21 protein-coding genes are annotated in these 20,825 nt (G+C 32.2%); 4 read left to right on the top strand and 17 right to left on the bottom strand.

Annotated elements, in window-relative coordinates:
* Positions 1 to 28 precede the first annotated feature (28 nt).
* A complete protein-coding gene (locus tag EG57_RS0216630) occupies positions 29 to 1,081 on the bottom strand; it encodes a cell wall-binding repeat-containing protein (RefSeq protein WP_032078306.1) in 1,053 nt (350 codons plus the stop codon).
* 158 nt (positions 1,082 to 1,239) lie between these two features.
* On the opposite strand from EG57_RS0216630, the gene EG57_RS27330 reads away from it, so the two are divergent.
* Complete coding sequence (locus EG57_RS27330) at positions 1,240 to 1,371, top strand: hypothetical protein (protein ID WP_278246486.1); 132 nt, start codon at positions 1,240 to 1,242, stop codon at positions 1,369 to 1,371.
* A gap of 722 nt (positions 1,372 to 2,093) precedes the next feature.
* On the opposite strand, the gene EG57_RS0216625 is transcribed toward EG57_RS27330, so the two are convergent.
* The 7 genes from EG57_RS0216625 to EG57_RS0216595 form a co-directional block, all read right to left on the bottom strand.
* Positions 2,094 to 2,306 (bottom strand): acyl-CoA carboxylase biotin carboxyl carrier protein subunit, encoded by a 213-nt coding sequence (locus EG57_RS0216625; protein ID WP_029160564.1) that lies wholly within the window; start codon positions 2,304 to 2,306, stop codon positions 2,094 to 2,096.
* 111 nt (positions 2,307 to 2,417) lie between these two features.
* The gene (locus EG57_RS0216620) at positions 2,418 to 3,965 is read right to left on the bottom strand and encodes an acyl-CoA carboxylase subunit beta (RefSeq protein ID WP_032078305.1); all 1,548 of its coding nucleotides are present in this window, start codon (positions 3,963 to 3,965) and stop codon (positions 2,418 to 2,420) included.
* 95 nt (positions 3,966 to 4,060) lie between these two features.
* Positions 4,061 to 4,468 carry a methylmalonyl-CoA epimerase gene (mce, locus tag EG57_RS0216615; protein WP_032078304.1) on the bottom strand — a complete coding sequence of 136 codons (408 nt, stop codon included), beginning with the start codon at positions 4,466 to 4,468 and terminating at the stop codon, positions 4,061 to 4,063.
* Between the two features lie 31 nt (positions 4,469 to 4,499).
* Positions 4,500 to 5,438, bottom strand: coding sequence for a methylmalonyl Co-A mutase-associated GTPase MeaB (meaB, locus tag EG57_RS0216610; protein WP_032078303.1), 939 nt, complete (start codon positions 5,436 to 5,438; stop codon positions 4,500 to 4,502).
* Between the two features lie 82 nt (positions 5,439 to 5,520).
* Positions 5,521 to 5,913: a cobalamin B12-binding domain-containing protein gene (locus EG57_RS0216605; RefSeq protein WP_200880570.1), complete on the bottom strand. Its 393-nt coding sequence runs from the start codon at positions 5,911 to 5,913 to the stop codon at positions 5,521 to 5,523.
* A 16-nt stretch (positions 5,914 to 5,929) separates the two neighbouring features.
* A complete protein-coding gene (locus EG57_RS0216600; RefSeq protein WP_032078302.1) occupies positions 5,930 to 7,576 on the bottom strand; it encodes an acyl-CoA mutase large subunit family protein in 1,647 nt (548 codons plus the stop codon).
* 54 nt (positions 7,577 to 7,630) lie between these two features.
* Complete coding sequence (locus EG57_RS0216595) at positions 7,631 to 9,139, bottom strand: acetyl-CoA hydrolase/transferase family protein (protein WP_032078301.1); 1,509 nt, start codon at positions 9,137 to 9,139, stop codon at positions 7,631 to 7,633.
* Between the two features lie 264 nt (positions 9,140 to 9,403).
* Between EG57_RS0216595 and EG57_RS0216590 the strand changes: the two genes are divergently transcribed.
* The gene (locus EG57_RS0216590; RefSeq protein WP_032078300.1) at positions 9,404 to 10,360 is read left to right on the top strand and encodes a LysR family transcriptional regulator; all 957 of its coding nucleotides are present in this window, start codon (positions 9,404 to 9,406) and stop codon (positions 10,358 to 10,360) included.
* Positions 10,361 to 10,470: 110 nt separating this feature from the next.
* On the opposite strand, the gene EG57_RS0216585 is transcribed toward EG57_RS0216590, so the two are convergent.
* A complete protein-coding gene (locus tag EG57_RS0216585) occupies positions 10,471 to 11,340 on the bottom strand; it encodes a PhzF family phenazine biosynthesis protein (protein ID WP_032078299.1) in 870 nt (289 codons plus the stop codon).
* A gap of 161 nt (positions 11,341 to 11,501) precedes the next feature.
* Here EG57_RS0216585 and EG57_RS0216580 point away from each other — a divergent pair, with 161 nt between their 5' ends.
* Both EG57_RS0216580 and EG57_RS0216575 read left to right on the top strand, forming a co-directional pair.
* Positions 11,502 to 11,918, top strand: coding sequence for a hypothetical protein (locus EG57_RS0216580; RefSeq protein ID WP_032078298.1), 417 nt, complete (start codon positions 11,502 to 11,504; stop codon positions 11,916 to 11,918).
* A gap of 73 nt (positions 11,919 to 11,991) precedes the next feature.
* Positions 11,992 to 13,038, top strand: a complete 1,047-nt coding sequence (locus tag EG57_RS0216575) for a S1C family serine protease (RefSeq protein WP_032078297.1) — start codon at positions 11,992 to 11,994, stop codon at positions 13,036 to 13,038.
* A gap of 406 nt (positions 13,039 to 13,444) precedes the next feature.
* Here EG57_RS0216575 and EG57_RS0216570 read toward each other — a convergent pair whose 3' ends face one another.
* The 8 genes from EG57_RS0216570 to EG57_RS0216535 all read right to left on the bottom strand — a co-directional run bounded on the left by EG57_RS0216570 (position 13,445) and on the right by EG57_RS0216535 (position 20,817).
* Positions 13,445 to 13,918 (bottom strand): helix-turn-helix domain-containing protein, encoded by a 474-nt coding sequence (locus tag EG57_RS0216570; RefSeq protein WP_052037986.1) that lies wholly within the window; start codon positions 13,916 to 13,918, stop codon positions 13,445 to 13,447.
* 254 nt (positions 13,919 to 14,172) lie between these two features.
* Positions 14,173 to 15,264: a glycerol dehydrogenase gene (locus EG57_RS0216565; protein ID WP_032078296.1), complete on the bottom strand. Its 1,092-nt coding sequence runs from the start codon at positions 15,262 to 15,264 to the stop codon at positions 14,173 to 14,175.
* 27 nt (positions 15,265 to 15,291) lie between these two features.
* Positions 15,292 to 15,837, bottom strand: coding sequence for a BMC domain-containing protein (locus EG57_RS0216560; RefSeq protein ID WP_032078295.1), 546 nt, complete (start codon positions 15,835 to 15,837; stop codon positions 15,292 to 15,294).
* Entirely contained in the window at positions 15,834 to 17,183 is a 1,350-nt protein-coding gene (locus EG57_RS0216555; protein WP_032078294.1) for a 4Fe-4S dicluster domain-containing protein, read from the bottom strand. Before EG57_RS0216555 ends, EG57_RS0216560 begins: the two co-directional genes overlap by 4 nt.
* Before the next feature lie 65 nt (positions 17,184 to 17,248).
* On the bottom strand, positions 17,249 to 18,658 hold the full coding sequence (locus EG57_RS0216550) for an aldehyde dehydrogenase family protein (protein ID WP_032078293.1): 1,410 nt from the start codon (positions 18,656 to 18,658) through the stop codon (positions 17,249 to 17,251).
* Positions 18,642 to 19,646: a cob(I)yrinic acid a,c-diamide adenosyltransferase gene (locus EG57_RS0216545; RefSeq protein WP_032078292.1), complete on the bottom strand. Its 1,005-nt coding sequence runs from the start codon at positions 19,644 to 19,646 to the stop codon at positions 18,642 to 18,644. Before EG57_RS0216545 ends, EG57_RS0216550 begins: the two co-directional genes overlap by 17 nt.
* 16 nt (positions 19,647 to 19,662) lie before the next feature.
* Positions 19,663 to 19,938, bottom strand: a complete 276-nt coding sequence (locus EG57_RS0216540; RefSeq protein WP_032078291.1) for a EutN/CcmL family microcompartment protein — start codon at positions 19,936 to 19,938, stop codon at positions 19,663 to 19,665.
* Between the two features lie 66 nt (positions 19,939 to 20,004).
* A complete protein-coding gene (locus EG57_RS0216535) occupies positions 20,005 to 20,817 on the bottom strand; it encodes a flavoprotein (protein ID WP_032078290.1) in 813 nt (270 codons plus the stop codon).
* Positions 20,818 to 20,825 lie beyond the last annotated feature (8 nt).

The following is a 20,825-nucleotide window of genomic DNA, read 5'->3' as shown; positions in this document are numbered from 1 at the left end:
AAGCTTTACAGTTTACATCAAATTCGCATTATTCTTTAGGAATATATACATGAAATATAGTAGTTATTATATTTTCTATAGTATTAAATATGTTATCTGTAACAACTTCATTTCCTCCGATTATATATACATAAGTATTTTTTGAAGCTATATCCCTAATACATCGTATAGCATTAGTCGTTGCCACTGACCCATCTTTATCAACTAATATAAGTGGTGCTGCATATTTTCCTGCCAAAACAGATGCAACCAATGCATCAGCATACATATTATCTGGTGTTGATGAACTTGCATTTGCTATATATACCTTATCGTTATTTAGATCACTACTAAATGCCTTTAATATCTTTAAGTTAGTATCAAATCTATCTGATCCCCCGTTCACTCGTGTAGTATTTGTTCCAAAAGCATCTTTTATAGAATCACTTATAACATCCCAAGTCCCGACAATTGTGACAGTTGATTTGTTATCATTTACAAAATTAATTGTTGATTGCATTAGACTCTTATTATTATTTGCTAATAGTAGTATTTGTCCTTTTGCTGCTGCTATTGGTGCCACAGAAAGTGCATCAGCAAATCCTTCACCACCAACTACCATAACATTGCTAGCACTGACTCCTAATTTAACTAATTCTTTAGCTACTGATAGGTTAGTTTCATATCTATTAGACCCACTTAACTCTATTGAAGTATATTTAAATTTAAGACTATTTCTTATGTTTTGTGAAATTGAAGAATTTCCACCAACGATATATATATTCATTGGTTTTAATGTCTCCAGTGCAATTTGTGTTTCTGAACTAAGTACATCTGATGAAGTTAAAAGTATAGGTGCATCTAATTTCTTAGCTAATGCTGAAGCACTTACCGCATCTGCATATCCTTCACCTGATACTAATACAACATTATATGAAGTTTTCCAATTTGTTGTAGCAACTTTAGCAGCCGTTTCATATCTATTAGCACCACTTATCCTTGTTACAAATTCTGTAGATGCTTTAACAGGATTGTATATCAATGCTGTGTTAAAAATTAAAACTATAAATGTTATAATTATAAATTGGATTTTTGAATACATTTCTGCACTTCTCCCTTACTATTGTATTTTAGTTACATTTTGGTAATACTATTATAACATTATACTGAAAAATCTAAAACAATTACATAAGAGCTAATTTCAAACTTTGATCTATTATATTTTTTAAATTACTCAACTTTTCAGAAGGCAGAAGGACAGTGAATGAGGATTTTTCTCAGCTGCACTATATAAAATTAAAGGGGTTGATTACAATGAAAGTTCAAGGTGTGGAGTCCGGAATGATAAATGCTGGAACTGTTGCATTAAGTTTACTGGCAATATTATTGTAGTATTTTATTTTAATGCAACACCCCCATTAAAATAGTTTAATATTTTATAAATTATGAAATAACATATAATTTATACTATGCATTTTGTTTCTAATGCTTAAGGATACAATATAACCTCTTTTCCTCCATTATTTATATTAAATTAGTAGCTTACAGAATTCCACAAATGTTGATTTGCCTAATTTTTTAACCTTTAAGCTTCATCCTGGTGTTCAAAGAAATTCTTCAAAATAGTATGAAACATATCCTATTATATAGCTGTTTAATGAACATATGTTCAATTAAATATCAGTTTAAATACTACACATGGTGGTGTTACACTAAGAAATTAGTGCAACAGCTTTTTTCTTACAAAAAATACGATTCCCGGACTAAAAAAGCCCGGGAAAAAGTGTAAAATTTAATTATATGAGAATATTATACCACTTGTAGTAGCCTTTATTAATTAAAATTACCTCTAATCTAAGTACTGAATACATAATTGAAGAAGACGATTCTATAAGGTTATTAATTCAAGTTCTAGATGAGAGTAATTTATCAAAATCCTATCAAAATTATTTTCAAATAGTGAAAAATCAATCAACTCTAAGACAGATGCTTAAAGTTATGTTATATGCTAAATTACAATAATTGATCAATAAAAACCCATATAGTATGAATTCTTACCAGCATCTATACACGAACTTAAATAGTACATTTGTATTAATAAAATCTATAGCTTTTTATTCAATTATTGCTATAACATCGTCCTCATGTACTATATCACCCACATTGGCCTTTATTTCTTTTACTGTCCCTACAACTCCAGATACTGTGTTTTCCATTTTCATGGCTTCTATTATAAATAATTCAGCGTCTTCATCAGTAATTTCTTGACCTACCTTGATGTTGATTTCAAGTACTTTACCTGTCATCGGGCTTATTAAATTTGCCATTGTTTTTACCTCCCAATATTTTTTTAAAAGCTTGTAGACATCTCTCTAATGTTGTTTCACAAACAAAAATATTAAACTAAGCAAGCATTAATTGACATTAGTTTGCCTCTATTATAACGGTAAGTTACCATGTTTTTTAAATGGTCTTGTTTCTTTCTTATTTGAAAGCATTTTAAGTGCATTTACTAGCATTGGTCTTGTAGTTGATGGTTCTATTACGTCATCAATAAATCCCCTACTTGCTGCAATATAAGGAGTTACTAATTTATCCTTATATTCTTGAATTTTTTCAATCCTAGTTTGTTCAGGATTTTCCGAATTATTTATGTCTTTTTTAAATATTACAGTAGCGGCTCCTTCTGGTCCCATTACAGCTATTTCTGCTTGAGGCCATGCATATACAATATCAGCTCCTAATTCTTTGCTTCCCATTGCATCATATGATCCACCATATCCTTTTCTTATAATAACTGTAATCTTTGGAACAGTTGCTTCTGAATACGCATATAACACTTTAGCTCCATGTCTTATGACTCCACCATATTCTTGCTTTAATCCTGGTAAGCATCCTGGTACATCAACTAAGGTAAGTATTGGTATATTAAACGCATCACATGTTCTAATAAATCTTGCAATTTTATCTGATGCATTTATATTAAGACAACCCGCTAATTCCTTTGGTTGATTTGCTACAATTCCAATACTTGAACCATTTAGTCTTGCAAAACCTGTTATAACATTTTTAGCAAATTTTGATTGTACATTCATGAAATCTCCATCATCAACTATTGTTCTTATGATTTCTAACATATTATAAGGCTTTCTTAGATTCTCTGGTAATATACTGTTTAGTTTATCTTCTATTCTATTTGGGTCATCATCTGTTGATAATATTGGTGCAGTCTCTAGATTGTTTGATGGTAAGAAGCTAAGTAATCTTCTTATCTCTTTTATACACTCTTTTTCATTCTTGGACATAAAATGAGCCACACCACTTATACTATTATGTACCTTGGCTCCTCCTAATTCTTCTGCTGTCACTTCTTCACCTGTAACCGTCTTTATAACCTGAGGGCCTGTTAGAAACATTTGACTAGTTTTATCTACCATAAATATAAAGTCTGTAAGCGCTGGAGAATATACTGCTCCTCCTGCACATGGTCCCATGATAACAGATATTTGAGGTATAACTCCTGAAGCTATTGCATTTCTATAGAATATTTCTCCATACCCTGATAATGCATCTACTCCTTCTTGTATTCTAGCTCCACCTGAATCATTCATACCAATCACTGGAGCCCCAACTTTCATGGCCAAATCTAATACTTTACTTATTTTCTTAGCATGCATTTCTCCTAAAGAACCACCCATTACAGTAAAGTCTTGTGCAAATACATATACAATTCTACCATTTACTGTACCATAACCTGTGACTACGCCTTCTCCAGGTGCCTCTTTAGTTTCCATACCAAAGTCTGTGCATCTATGCCTTACAAATGCATCTATTTCAGTAAAGCTCGATTCATCTAGTAAAAGATTAATTCTTTCTCTTGCTGTAAGTTTACCTAATGCATGCTGCTTACTTATTCTTTTTTCTCCTCCGCCTAGTGATATCTTCTGTTTTAGTTCATGTAGCTCTTTAATCTTATCAATAGCCATTTAGAAACCTCCTATAATAATCCCATCCATTTAATTCTAATAAAATTTCATTTGTATTTTTTAAATGCAATAATCTTAGGTGATATTCTTGATATTTACTTACGTTGTGTTAGTTCCAGTAAAATACCACCAGTAGATTTAGGATGAACAAAAGCAATACTTGCACCACCAGCACCATAACGTGGAACTTCATCGATTAGTCTAACATCTTTAGCTTTCAGATCAACTAAAGCATTTTCAATGTTATCTACATTAAGAGCAATGTGCTGAATTCCTTGACCATTCTTTTCAATGAACTTCGCAATTGGACCATCTATTGATGTGGATTCAAGAAGCTCTAATTCACTATCACCACTAGGAATAAAGCAAACCTTAACATGTTGTGAATCAATTACTTCTTCTCCATGTACTTCCATACCTAACTTTTTAGTATAAAACTCTTTAGCAACTTCTAAGTCTTTTACAGCAATTCCAATATGATCTACTTTCAAAACATTAAACATAAGATTACCTCCATTTATTTACAAATTAATATTAACGCAAATAATTACTTAATAATTTAGAAACAACAGTATAAGGATCGTACATTCGTTGTTCAATACTAGTTATAAGTGAATCAAGTTCACCAGATACTGTTATCTTGTCTAGCATATAGCGACTAATCTGTTCATTAAGAAGTGATAAAAGCTCATCTCGTGTGCGCTTTGTTCGACGAACAGCCAATTTATTAGAGTGATTAAGATAGCTAATATGTTCTTCTATCTTATTTATTAGTTCATCTACCCCACTACCATCACTGGCAATTGTTCGTTTAACAGGCGGACGCCAATCTACCACACTCTGATTTAAGTTAAGCATCATTTCAAGCTCGATATTTAATCGTTCAACTCCGTCACGATCAGCTTTGTTTATCACAAAAATATCCCCAATTTCAAGAATTCCAGCTTTGATAGCCTGGATATCATCACCTGAACCAGGAACCAAAGTCACTATTGTCGTATCAGAGGCTTTAACGATATCCACTTCTGACTGACCTACGCCAACAGTTTCAATAAAGATAATATCTTTACCAGCTGCATCCATAATTTTCACAACATCAGAAGTCTTAAGTGCTAGACCTCCAAGACTTCCACGAGTTCCCATACTGCGTATAAACACTCCTGGATCAGTAGTCAATTCATTCATCCTGATACGATCACCAAGAATTGCACCACCAGAAAACGGGCTAGTAGGATCAACTGCAATAATTCCAACTGTTTTTCCTTGCTTACGATATTGCTTAGCCAATTTATCGGTCAGAGTGCTTTTGCCTGCTCCAGGCGGTCCCGTAATCCCAATTACATGCGATCGACCAGTATGTGGATATATTTTTTTCATAATAGAAAATGCATCATCGTATTCATTTTCTATTGCTGTAATAGCCCGTGCTAAAGCACACGGCGATCCATTCAAAAGTTCCTGAACAATATCCATTAGATCTGCACCACCTTATTTGTACATATTATGAGAACTAAGGATAGCCGAAAAATATTATCGACTACCTTACCTTATAATACTATTTTACATTTTCATTGATATAATCAATAGTTACTTGTGTAGGAGTTCCCGGTCCAAATATTTCGGCAACTCCAGCTTTCTTAAGCCCTGGTATATCTTCATCTGGAATAACTCCACCACCAATCAGAAGTACATCGCTCATATTTTTTTGCTTCATTAGGGCAATTATCTTCGGAAATAAAGTGTTATGTGAACCAGATAATATGCTCACAGCAATTACATTTACATCTTCTTGCAATGCTGTTTCCACAATAACTTCTGGTGTCTGCCTAAGTCCAGTATAGATTACCTCAAAGCCAGCATCACGAAGAGCACGGGCTACCACTTTAGCTCCACGATCATGTCCATCAAGACCTGGTTTAGCTACTAATACTCTAATATGTTTTTCCATGATTATTCCTCCTTGTTTATAAACTATCATGTGGTTGATATTCACCAAATACTTTACGTAGTACACCACAAATTTCACCAAGAGTTCCATATTCTTTAACAGCTTCAATTACAAATGGCATTAAGTTTTTATTTTCATCTTTTGCGGCTTCTTCCAATGCAGCCAATTTTCCTTTAAGTGCATCACTATTTCGTTTATCTCTCATTTTAGCTAATTTTTCTTTCTGTAATTCACAAACGGACTCGTCTACATGAAGAAGACCCTTTACTGGTGGCTCTTCAATCTGAAATTTATTTACACCAACAATAATTCGTTCTCCACTTTCCACTGCTGTTTGCCACTTATATGCGCTTTCTTGAATTTCTCTCTGAACGTAGCCTTTTTCAATAGCTTCAACGGCACCACCAATATCATCAATCTTTTTGATATAATCCCAACATCCTTGTTCTATTTTGTCAGTCAAGGCTTCAATATAGTAAGAACCAGCTAGTGGATCAACTACATCAGCCAAACCACTTTCATAAGCAACGATTTGTTGAGTTCTTAAAGCTACACGTACTGAATCTTCTGTTGGCAATGCTAATGCTTCATCTTTTGAATTTGTATGTAGTGACTGAGTTCCACTTAAAACAGCAGCTGCTGTCTGTAATGCAACACGTACAACATTATTTTCAGGTTGTTGAGCAGTAAGCATAGATCCAGCAGTTTGCATATGAGTACGCAGCATCATAGACTTAGGCTCCTGTGCATTAAACCTTTCTTTCATAACTTTAGCCCATACACGACGTGCAGCTCTACATTTACAAATTTCTTCTAAAAAGTCATTATGAACATCCCAGAAAAAGGAAAGTCTCTTAGCGAAATCATCTACGTTTAGACCAGCTTTAATGGCTGCTTCAACATAAGCTATACCATCAGCAATAGTAAATGCGATTTCCTGAATTGCTGATGCTCCAGCTTCACGGATGTGATATCCTGAAATCGAGATAGTATTCCACTTTGGAACGTTTTTAGAGCAATACTCAAATATATTAGTGATAAGCCTCATAGAAGGTTTAGGTGGAAAAATATAAGTACCACGAGCTGAATATTCTTTCAGTATATCATTTTGAATAGTTCCTTTAAGTTTATCAGCCGAAACACCTTGTTTCTCAGCTACTGTAATGTACATTGCTAACAATACCATTGCTGGTGCATTTATAGTCATTGATGTTGAAACCTTACTAAGATCAATATCCTTGAAGAGTACCTCCATATCAGCTAAAGAGTCTATTGGTACTCCTACTTTACCAACTTCACCATCGGCAATCTCGTCATCTGAATCGTAACCAATTTGAGTTGGCAAGTCAAAGGCACATGATAAACCAGTTTGTCCTTGATCTAGAAGATATTTATATCGTTTATTTGATTCTTCTGCACTGGAAAATCCAGCATATTGACGCATAGTCCAGAAACGGCTGCGATACATAGTAGGTTGTACACCTCTTGTATAAGGATATTGTCCTGGAAAACCTAATTTGCTCTCATAATCAAATTCTTCAATATCTAATGGAGTATATAATCTTTTGTGAGCAAGATTTTTGCGTTCTGGAAATTTCACAGAAACTTTTTCTACTTTTTCATTATACGCCTTCATTTTAGCTTTTATTGATTCATTAGCCATACTCTTTTTCTCCTTTTCATTATCATTATTTGTAAAGTAATTGTCAGTATATATTTATCCGTTTAATTTCATTGATTTTGTACTTAAGAACCTAGAATGCCAGGATAAGGCCTCATCAAGAAGGTTAGGGGTATGTGCAAAACCTGTTGCCTTCTCCGCTCTTTCCAAATAATCCATCAGCATTGGCTTATAATCAGGATGAACACAGTTCTTAATAATAACACGTGCACGTTCTTTAGGGCTAAGGCCACGAACATCTGCTATTCCAAGCTCAGTAATGAAAACATCAGTATCGTGCTCAGTATGATCAACATGTGAACACATCGGAACAATTGAAGAAATAGCACCATTCTTAGCAGTAGATTTAGTAAAGAAGATTGTTAGATAACCATTACGAGCAAAATCACCTGAGCCACCAATACCATTCATCATCTTACTCCCCATAATATGACTAGAATTAACATTACCATATATGTCAAATTCTATAGCTGTATTCATAGCTATTACTCCCAATCGTCTAGCTATTCCTGGATTGTTAGATATTTCTTGTGGACGAAGTAAAATCTTATTACGATATTCATCAATATTTTCATAAAATCGCTTTAAACCCTCTGGCGAAGGAGACAATGCAGTTCCAGATGCAAAGTCCAGTTTACCAGCATCAATAAGATCAAACATTCCATCCTGAATAACTTCCGTATAAACGTTGAGATGTGTGTATTGGGATCTTACTATACCAGCTGTAACAGCATTAGCCACAGATCCTACACCTGATTGCAATGGCAATAAATTTTTTGGTAACCTACCATGTTTGACTTCAGAATTGAAAAAATCAATCAGATTACTACTTATTGCTAAGTCATCGTCACTAATTTCTGATAGTGAACGTGTAACATCTGGACGATCACAAGGCACAATATAAGTAATTTTATCATGATCAACTGGAATATAAGTAGTCCCAATTCGATCGTTGATCTTAATAAGTGGAATTGGGACTCGATTAGGAGGATCCATTGGTATATAGACATCATGCATGCCTTCCAATTCCAATGGCTGAGTGGTATTTATTTCTACAATCACAATATCAGCACTTTGAACATAAGAGGCTGTGTTTCCAAGTGATGTTGTTGGAATAATATAACCTTCTTCAGTAATAGCACAAGCCTCCACAATAGCAACATCAACCTTATCCAGAAAACCATAGCGAACCATCTGCGCAACATGGCTAAGATGAAGATCAACATATTGAATCTCTCCATTATTAATTTTATTACGCAAGCTTTTATTTGTTTGATACGGTAACCTTCTTGCAATACCGTTGGCTTCCGATAATGCTCCATCAAGTTCACTGCCAACTGAAGCTCCTGTCCATAGGTTAATTTTGAATTTTTCTTTTTTCATTCTTTCAGCCAAAGCTAATGGAACTGCCTTCGGATAACCTGATGGAGTAAAACCACTAACGCCAACGTTCATGTTTGATTTGATGATCGCTGCCGCCTCCTCTGCGGTAACAATTTTAGAATGCAAAGCTTTGTTACGGACACGATCCTTAATGTCAATCATTTATACATCACTTCCCAATTTATTTGTTTTAACAAACCCCTTGTAATGTAAATTGAATATTCAAGAGATTTTTATATTAGAGTCATTATATTATTCTATATGCATGCATTATATATTTTCATTATTTGGATTATTATGATTATTACGAATCATTAAATAATTATTTAATAATTATATTGTAATCCTTCATGAACTAAGTGTAAAATGTTATTATTATTATAATATCCATAGGATAAAACTATATGAAAAAGGGAGGTAATCAAAATGGATATTTATCAATTTGAATACGTAATGGCTATTGCAGAAGAAAAAAGTATTTCTAAAGCAGCAAAAAAATTGTACATAACTCAGCCTTCTTTAAGTCAATATATTATGAGATTAGAAAATAATTTAGGTGTAAAATTGTTTGACAGGAGCGCTAGTTCAATGATTTTAACTTATGCAGGAGAGATATATGTTCAAACTGCTAAAGATATTCTCAATTTAAATACTGGAATGAAAAGAAAACTTAGTGATATCGCAGGTTCCAAAAAAGGACGTCTTGTAATGGGCGTTCCTCATCAGGCCGGAAGACATGTACTACCTTTAGTATTACCAGAATTTCACAGGCAATATCCTGAAATAGAAATAGTAATAAAAGAAGATGTAACTATGCGATTAGAGGAAATGCTCATAAATGGTAAAATAGATATTGCTATCTTAAATCTTCCAATGCAAAATGAAAAAATTCTATATGAAACTATAGCTACTGAAAGAGTGTTTCTTGTAGCTCCAAAAGATCATTGGATATGTGATTCTAAAATGTTTTCAGGAGATAACTGTAAAATTGATTTTAATTCTTTAAAGAATGAGCCATTTATTTTGTTAGAACATGGACAAAGAATGAGACTTTTGATGGATGAGATATTCAAGAGAGCTAATTTCAAACCAAATGTTCTTATGGAAATTAAAAATCTTGACACCGCATATTGTATTGCCGCTGCTGGTATGGGATTTACTTTAGTACCTGAAAATGTTGTATGGCTTTTAAACGTAGATGCAAATCAATATAATAATTTTTTAATAGATAATGTAACTTTGACTCTAGTGGCAGCCTACAGGCGTGGAGAATATCTTACAAAGGCAACTAACGAGTTTATTAATATTACAAAGGAGATTATAAATTTAAAACAAAAAGAAAGAAAATATAGCAGTATAGATTATCGTAGCATTCATATATAAAATAGCTAATCCAAAATCTATCGCAAATGATGGAAATTTATTTTCGATTCTACCATCATTTGCATTTCTTATACAACATTATGTGAAGTTGTCCAATTTTTTGTACATTATCATAATTCAATATTTTTTTCTTTAATATTTAAGGCAATTCCTCCAACTCTAACTTCATCAATTTCGTTATTATTAACTACCAAACTAGCTAAAATCTCTGACGGTTTTTTCATAAAATATCCTTGCTCGAAAGACAAATCTTCAATATTTTTTTGTAAAATAAGTCCATATTTATATAAATAACAGCTTAATGCACCATTTGATGTTCCTGTTGCAGCTTCCTCATCAATATCATATAAAGGTGCAAAATTTCTGCAGTGAGCAGTAGCATCATGTTTCGTTTCCAAGGTAAAGACATGATATCCAACAACATTTTGCTTTTTACTAATATGAGATATTTTTTGAAAATCAGGCTTTATTTTATATAATGACTTCAATGATTTAATTGGAATTAAAATATCCTTTAATCCTGTAGACACAATTTGAATTGGAGTATCACTCATGATCTCCTCTTCATCTATATTTAATGAATCAGCTATATCTGCTTTATTTAACACTTTATAAAATTCAGGCTTCGTCTGATTCATATATATCATGTTGTTATTTCTGCATTCCACTTTTAAAATGCCAGCTTTAGTTTCCTGAGTGTACTGGCCTGATTTTATTATTCCTTTGCTTGCCAACAAATAGAAGGTTCCAATAGTAGCATGTCCACATAAATCAACCTCCTTATTAGGAGTAAAAAATTTAACCTTAAAATCAGCCTTATTAGATTTCTTAATAAAAGCTGTTTCTGAGAATCCAACCTTTTCTGCAACTTTTTGCATGTCATTTACTGATAAAGAATCTGCATCTAAAACAACTCCAGCAGGATTTCCTCCATTGTCTGTTTTTGCAAAAGCATTTAATGTATAAACTTTTATTTGCATTCAAACTTCCTCTTTTATATAAAAATTCCATTTAAATTATTTCGTTATTATTAATATTATACACCTTATATTTAAATTCAATTGAGTTAAATAATTCAGAATAATATTTACTCTACAGTGAAAAAATATTTATAAAATTACATGAAAAGAGGTTAATTATAATGAAAATTGAAGCTTATTTTAGTGGTATAAAAAATGCAAATAGTGCTGTTGAAAAATTAAAATCAGAAGGCTTTAATAAATCAATAGTAGATTTAAATGATCATTATGTGGAATATAACGATAGAAATGATCCTCCAAAAGCAATAAATGAAGCTGAAACTTTATCATCTCTTGTGATAAATTCTGGTGGACTTTCTGATGATCCTTCTAAAAGGCCTTTAGTTGCAGCAAGTCCTATGGTAAGCGGCATGGGTGGCTTTGAAGAAATTACAGATGTTAATTATAGAGTAGTTGTAAATTTAGATGAAAAAGATGCTGGTAAAGCAAAAGATATTATTAAAAACGCTGGTGGAGATTTAAATAATCCTAATTTAGATTTACCACATAGATTAGAAGATATTCATTTAAAACTATAGCACTATTTTTATATTCTAAGCAAATAGAAATAATACTTTTCTCATTATAAAACATTAAAGGTGGTGATTAACCTTGCAAAAATTTAAAATGTTATCCTCAATTTTAATAAATATTATTCTCATTTGTAACTTTACTGGATGTACAATTTCTCAAAATAAATTAAACGCCCAACAAAATACTTCTAATACCACAAATACTACCTCTACAAATGTTTCTCCTATAACAACTGCTTCAGAAAAAATAATACCATCTGTAGTTGGCATTACAACTACCTTTGCAAGCAATAGAAATAAAGAGGTTCAAGGCGTAGGTTCTGGTATGATAATTGATAATAGTGGATACATACTTACTAATAATCATGTAGCTGGAACCAATGCTAAAAGTATAAAGGTTTCTCTATATGATGGAAGAGATGTTCCTGCAAATCCTGTATGGTCAAATGAAGGCTTAGATCTTTCTATAATTAAAGTAAATGAAAAAAACCTTACTCCTGTACAATTAGGAGATTCATCTAAAGTTAGAATAGGCGAAACTGCTATTGCTATAGGAAATCCATTAGGATTAAAATTCCAAAGAACTGTTACTTCAGGAATTATAAGTGCCATAAATAGAACTATCGAGGTAAGTGAAGGTACTTTTATGGAAGATTTAATTCAAACAGACGCTTCTATTAATCCTGGAAACAGTGGTGGGCCTCTATTAAATGTAAATGGAGAAGTTATTGCTGTAAATTCTGCAAAAATTACCAGTGCTGAAGGTATAGGCTTTGCTGTACCAATTAACATAGTTAAGCCAATACTAAAAAATTTGAAAGAAACTGGTAAATTTAACACACCTATTATTGGAATAGTTGGCTTTGATAAATCTATGGCCGGATACTTAGATATAAATTTTGAAAAAGGTATTTATATTTATGACATAGCTGCTGGAAGTGGTTCTTATGAGGCAGGCCTTAAAAAAGGTGATGTTATTCTTTCTATAAATGGTAAAGAATTAAAAAGCATGAACGATCTAAGAGAAACTGTATATACCATAGGAGCAGGTAATACAGTAAAAGTAACTGCAAAAACTTCAACTGGTACTAAAGATTTTAATGTGAAAATAAAATCTTCTAGTTAAAAACTTAACTTTCGCACATAAGGGTGCAGTGGAAGTTTGGATTTTAACTTTCATTCCGTGATATATGATAAGGGTGTCATCACGGCTAAATGTTTTAATTATTCTAAAGCTTAAAGATTTGGAAAACCTAAGAACTTTGTCAAACTCGGTTCCCTCAGACAGGACTAAAGTTCTAAGGCTTTCCAAATCTTCAAGCTAAGAATAATACTAAAACAATTTAGCTTATGTGATGACACCCTTATCATATATCACTACATAAAAGTTAAAATTCAAACTAGCAAGTTCAAGTATACGTATCTAATTACATTGTTATAAGTAATTTGGGTAAGTCAATTTATATTTATAATCATAACTTACAACACCTAAAAACTACGACGAAGTCTGATGTTAGGCTAATATATTTAGTTTAAAAAGTAGTTGGTTTATATTGACCTCTTTTAAAGAAAAAATTAAGACTTAATAATAGTTGTCTTATCCACTCTTGTGAATAGGATTTACCATATTTGTCTTCAATATATTGAGCTAATAAAGCTGTCGTCCAGCTGGAACGCGTATAACCAAAAGTTTCAGGTGATTTGCTTAGGACTACGTCCTTTAAATCATTAAGCATTTCATCGGTAAAACTGCTTTCAGAACCCCCACGATTATCTATAATTGAATTTATTCCATATTCGTTCCACTTGTGTATATAGGTAGTTATAGCTGCACGTGTTCTACAAAGGGTGCTCATGATATCATTAGTATGAATTCCGTTATATCTCATTATTACAGCACTTAAAAGAGCTCGGGTATACTTACTTTTTGAGCTATTAATTATTTCATTTAATTCATTTATTGTATATCCATGTAGAGTTTTAACTTCTACTAAATGCATTGCCATATTATTCACTCCAATACGATATTTATTTCCTAATAGTATTTGGAGTTTTATATATAAAATTCAAGATCATTTATTTATGAACTTGGATATCTATAGTTACTACACAACTTTCTAGGTGGAGGAAGCTTTGAATATATGGTGTATAAAAGCTTTTGAGAGAATTTAGGCATTAGAGCTCCTTAATGAACGGCTGCCTTTTATACACCATATATTCAATGGTACTCCACCTAAAAAGTTGTGTTGCAATGTATTTATTATTTATAAAGCTTTCCAAGTGAATCTGCTGTAAGTATAGCAGCATATACATCATCTGCAGTAACTTTAAATGGCATATTGTGAATACTTTCACCTTCTGCACAACTAGCTTCTGCTACTTTTCTTATTTCTTCTTCCTTAACTTCAGTTATTCCCATATCAGCCAAAGTAATAGGAAGTCCTAAATCTATACATAACCCAATAACTTCTTCTATTTCTTCCATTGGACTATTTTCTAAAACTAACTGCACAATAGTACCAAAAGCTACTTTTTCTCCATGATATAAATGATGACAATGCTCAAGTACTGTAAATCCATTGTGTATAGCATGGGCTCCTGCTAATCCACCACTTTCAAAGCCTACACCACTTAAGTATGTATTAGCTTCAACTATATTTTCAACTGCTTCAGTACAAACTTTATTTTCAACTGCAAGTTTTGCTTTAAATCCATCTTCTAATAATGTATTATAGCAAAGCTCTGCTAAAGTAATTGCAGCTTTTGTTATCTTTCCTCCACTTAAATTTAAGCTATTGGATCTTACACAAGCTCTTGCTTCAAAGTAAGTAGCAAGTGCATCACCTATACCTGATACCAACAATCTTGCTGGAGCCTTAACTACAATACCAGTATCCACCAAAACTAATTCAGGATTTTTAGGTAATACAAGGTATTCACTAAATACTCCTTCTTCTGTATAAATAACTGATAAAGCACTACAAGGTGCATCTGTTGATGCTATGGTAGGAACTACAACTACAGGAAGATTTTCATAATAAGCTACTGCTTTTGCAGTATCAAATATTTTTCCTCCTCCCATTCCCACTATTACATCACAGTTATTATCTTTTACAGACTTTCTTAATCTATCTATTTCACTTTTACAACATTCTCCATTAAATTTTTCAAAGGTAAGTTTGGCATCTGATCCTTTAAAGCTATCTTCAATAATTAACTTGCTTCTTTTTATTCCATTTTCACTAGCAATTATGAAAAATGATTTTCCAAGAGCTTTAGTATGTTCTTTAATATTTTTTAATTCACCATTTCCTTGTACATACTTGCCTGGGGCTATTATTATCTTTGCCATATTTCATTCCTCCTTTAATGTATAAAGTTATAAAAATTTAATTAACTGCTTATCTGGTCCGGATATTACAGCTTTATTTACAAACATTCCATTGTCCAAGGCAGTATTAGCACCTACTGTAACTGCATTTTTTACTGAACTTACATCCCCAGTTAAAGTTACAAATGATTTTCCACCTATGCCTATACCTAATCTAAGTTCAATCAAGTCTACATTAGCTGATTTTACAGCAGCATCTGCTGCAATTATAGCTGCGGATACACTAAAAAATTCAAGTACTCCTAAATCCTTTATTTTCTCCACATTGGTAGCTTCATTAATTGCTGGTATAACTTGACAATGCACATTTGGAAGCATTAATTTATCTACCAAATATTCCTGTGCAAATTCTTCTCCTGTATTTATAGCTGATTTTACAGCGCCAACATTTCCTGTTATAAGAATAATGTATTTTCCAGGACATATTGTTCTTGCAAGAAGTAAATCTACTTCTCCTGCTTTAACTACCTTATCTGCCGTCTCAAGTCCTTTTGCTATACTGTTTAATTCCAACATTCCTATAGTTTTTATCATACAATCACCTCTGGCTTCATAAGCTTTATAACAATCCTGCCACCCTTTATATCTGATACAACACCATCTATGCTAGCATGTATATTAGCACCCATATTTCCTTCTTTTACTTCTCCTATTTTTTGTCCTTTAAATACTTTATCTCCTAAAGAAACTATAGCTTCTGCTGGTGCTCCTATATTTTGTTTAAGTGGTATTTCTACTTTAGAAGGTATTATTTCTTCTCCTTCTTTCAAAACCTGACCAATATAATCATTTAGGTGAAGCCTCCTGATAAGCCTCTTTGTAGGTACTTTTCTATAATCCCTTATTAAAGATGCTTCAAATCTTTTCTTATCATTTACCCACTTTATTCCTTTCTTTCTCAATTCATTTTTAAAATATACATTTATCCTTTTTGGAGATAATCCCATAGGACAAGCATACATTTCACAAACTCCACATTCACAACATATAAGTGTTTCCTTTAAGGCTTCTTCATTCTCAATGCCAAAAGCCACATTTCTCATAATTTTATGAGGATGCATAGGATGTCCTATTAAATTTCTAGGACACATATCAGTACAATAGTGACATTGTATACAAGCTGATTTTGCTTGTTTCTTCATATGCTCTATAGTAATTTTTTCTCTATTAAATAAATAGTGTTCTGAAGACAGCACTATAATAGCACCATCGGTTTTAGTTATAAATCTACTTTCTAAATCCTTCTTTAATACTCTTTTTCCCATCATAGGTCCGCCCATTATTACTGCATAATCATCAAGTTTAGCTCCGCCACAACTCTCTATACATTGTAATACAGGAGTACCAATAGGAACTTTAATTATTGAAGGTATTCTAATTTCCCCTATAACCGTAACATACTTATACATAACAGGCTTATCTTCAATAGCTTCATATATATTAAAAACCGTACTAACATTAGATACTACAGCTCCTACATTTAAAGGAATACCTGCTGGCGGTATTGTTCTACCTGTAACTTCATACACCAGTGTTTGTTCATCTCCTGCAGGGTAAAATACATCTGATAAATATAAAGTTACATTAGAATTTAATTTGTCTATAGACTTCTTTAGTGCTTCTATTTCCTTTTCATATTCCTTTTTTAAACTTATAACTATATTTGAAGCTTCCACTAATTTTCCTATTTCCTGTGCAGCTTTTACTATTTCATCACTTTTATTTCTCATTATATATTTATCTGATTGCAAAAGAGGTTCACATTCCAATCCGTTAATTATAAAATATTCTACTTTACAATTAAGCTTTTTATCCGTAGGAAAACCTGCACCTCCTGCACCTACAACGCCTGCTTCATGAATTTTATCTATAAGGCTCACAAGTTACCCCCCCTTTCTTTAAAAGTTGAAAGTTGAGTCTCAATTCTCAACTTTCAACTTTTAAATTATACTATTCTAAAAGAATCAACCATTGTACATCTTCTTTGTCTTGTAAATGTTAATGCATTAGTAATTCCCTCTCCTGTAGGTCCTGCTATAGTGAAAGTTGTATGTCCTTCACCACCAAAGCCTATTCCGGCATAAGATGGTGCATTCTTTACAAATATAGTAGTATCTATAGCTCTTGCCATCTTAGTTAAATTAACTATATTTTTAGAATGCATCATAGCAGTATGTCTATTTCCATGTTCATCTTCTACTGCTGTTTCTATAGCTTCATCTACATTATTTACTTTTACTATAGGTAAAATTGGCATCATAAGTTCTTCTTGTACAAATGGATGACTATTTTCTGCTCTATAGATCAAACATTCAACTCCAGTACCTGCATCCTTTCCAATGCTTTCTAATAAGTATTTAGCATCTTTTCCTACAAATTTTTTATTTATAGAATACTTTTTGTTTTTCTCATCATAATTTAAAACTTTACCTACTAATTTTTCTGCTTCCTCATCAGTAAGTTCATATACAACTCTGTTCTTCTTAAATTCTTTTATAAGTTCTTCATAAACAGACTCTACTACAATAGCTTCTTTTTCTGCTATACAAGGTAAATTATTATCAAAGCTGCAGCCTGCTATTATGTCTCTTGCTGCTTTTGGTATATCAGCAGTTTCATCTACAACTACTGGAGGATTTCCTGCTCCTGCACCTATAGCTTTTTTACCTGATGATAAAACTAATTTAACTATTCCAGGTCCACCAGTTGCTACTACAAGTCTTATTCTCTTGTGGTTTATCATAATATTTGTGTTTTCTATTGATGGTGCTTTTACAGAAGTTATAAGATTTTCAGGTCCACCTGCTTCTTTAATAGCTTTATTTAATATTCTTATGGTAGTAAGACATGAATTTAATGCTCCTGGATGTGGTGAAAATACTACTGTATTCCCCCCAGCTAACATGCATATACTATTGCAAGCTACTGTAGCTGCTGGATTTGTAGATGGTGTTATAGCACCTATAACTCCAAATGCTCCATGCTCTATAAGTGTAAGACCATTATCACCTGTATAAACCTCTGGTCTTAAAATTTCTGTTCCTTGGGTTTTTTCAACTATTAATTTGAGTTTTAAATATTTATGATCTACTCTGCCCATTCCTGATTCTTTTACACACAAATTTGCTACTTCCATAGCATTATCCATAATTGCTTTTCTCATGGCTTTTATTATTTTTTCTCTCTGCTCTAATGAATAACTTGAATACTTTTTCTGAGCTTCATAAGATGCCTCTACAGCTTCATCCATGGTATCAAATATGCCATCGCTTTCTTTCTTACCAAACTCTTTTTTATTCATTTCCTTTAGGACTTTCTCTATTATAACGGATAATTCATTACTTTCTAACTCCATTTAAAACTACCTCCTCAAAAACTTCTACACCATATTTGGATATAAGCATGTCCTGTTCTGTAGTTCCACCACTTACACCTATAGCACCAACTAATTTATTTCCTATCTTAAGAGGATATCCTCCTCCAAAAGTAATTACCTTTTTTAGATTTCCTATGCCATATAGTTCACCTTCTGGAACGGCCATATCTTTAAGATCATTTGTATCCATTTTAAAAGCTGCAGCCGTATAAGCTTTCCCCATAGACACTTCTATACTTCCTAAAAGAGAATCATCCATGCGCTGTAACATAATTAAATTTCCACTATTGTCTACTATAGATATAACCATAGAAACTTCTATTTCCTCTGCCTTCTTTATACAATGAGAAGTTATATATTCTGCAAAATTTCTATCCAGCTTTTCAATTTTTGAATTTTTATTTGATTTTTCTGTATTATCCAAAATATTTCCTACATTTTGATGTACCCTTTCAAATATATCCTTATAATCTATATATCTTGCTAATGCATATATAGCATCTGAAAGCCTATTTACATATTTAAGAAGTTTTTCACTTATATCATACTTCGAAATAAGTTCTGTCATATATCTCTCAGCTCTCCTTGCATCTGTCCTTGCTATATCCAGATATGAAGATTCTTCTGTTCCACCTGGAACTATAAATCCATTGATATCTGGTTTTAAACTTTCCATTTTATCAACAGTATTCTCTAAAAAATTAATATCTTCTTCTTTTATTCTTTCTTTATAATTATCAGTACCAACTGAAGCAAGTTCAGCTCCCAATTCAAAAAGTGTCTTTTGAATTTTAAGTATTATATCCCTAATCTCTTTATCATCTATGTGACTTCTTGCCATTCCAAGCGCTGAATTTGTTTCATCAATAGTGCCATAACACCATACTCTTATATCACTTTTTTCAGTTCTACTTCCACCTACAAGACTAGTGGTTCCTTTATCTCCAGTCTTTGTATAAATTTTCATGGGATTTCCACCACCTTTAACTGTCTGTTACTTCAACAGAATCCACAATACCAATAATAGAAGCATCTGATGGAATTACTCTTTCTGAAGTGTCAACATACCTTGCACCACTTCCTGTAACCACAAGAACTATTTCACCATTTCCAGCTCCAACTGTATCTATAGCAACTAAAGATTCCCCTATTAATTGTCTATTTTCATCCATTTTCTTAACTATAAGAAGCTTAGTACCCACAAACTTTTCATCTTTTTGAGTTGAAACTACATTTCCGACAACCTTTGCTAAAAACATGCTACTCTACTCCTTTGCTACTAGCATGTAAAGTAAAAGTATAAATTCTAGCTTACTTTACACACCTTAATAATATTTTACTTCTATGCCCTTGTTATAAATATAATCCTGAGCAAGAGAGGTTATCAAAGCTCCCTGTTTCACATGCAATTCTTTACTTCCATTCAGTGCTATTATAATATCCTGCATTGTCAAAACACCTGATAGAACCTTTATATTTTCCTTTTCTTTTTTGGAAGTATCTATTTTTCCTTCTTGAACTTTTTCTTTATAGTTATTATTTTTAACTTGATCTATACTTTGTTCAAACTTGTTAATATTTATATCGAATTTTAATTTTTGTTTAAGTACTTCATCAAGTTGTTCTGAGTTTATAAACTTTACTCCAAAGGATACAAGTCTTTTTTCATAATCTGAGATAAAATTATTGTAGACAGGATTTTTAGAATATCCTAAAGATATATTTACATTATTGGATGGATCAAAACTATCTTTTACTGCTATTACTTCCTTATTCATCATAAGACTCTCAGCTATACCAAGAGTAACTAAATTATCTGATATGCCTAATGCACATTTACTTAATGTATTTCTAGTCATAACAGGTACTAATATTATATCCGCTTCCTTTATAGCCTTTACCATGTCATTTTTACAATTTATTAAATTACCATTTAAACCTTTTATGCATTCTTCTGGTATAGACTTACTGGAACCATCAGTACGTACAATATCATAATGTACTACTTTATAAGAAGAAAGAGTATTAAATATATCTTTTACATTTACAGCTCCACCACTTATAAGCAATAGTATTTTTTTATTCATCATATTTAATATTTGAGTAACTATAGGCTTTATTAATTGCTCAATTTCCATCTATTACT

It is taken from the genome of Clostridium drakei, from assembly GCF_000633595.2.
GTDB lineage: Bacteria > Bacillota > Clostridia > Clostridiales > Clostridiaceae > Clostridium_AM > Clostridium_AM drakei.
The sequence above is the reverse complement of the archived record's forward strand: the minus strand, read 5'-3'. Positions and strand labels throughout refer to the sequence as shown.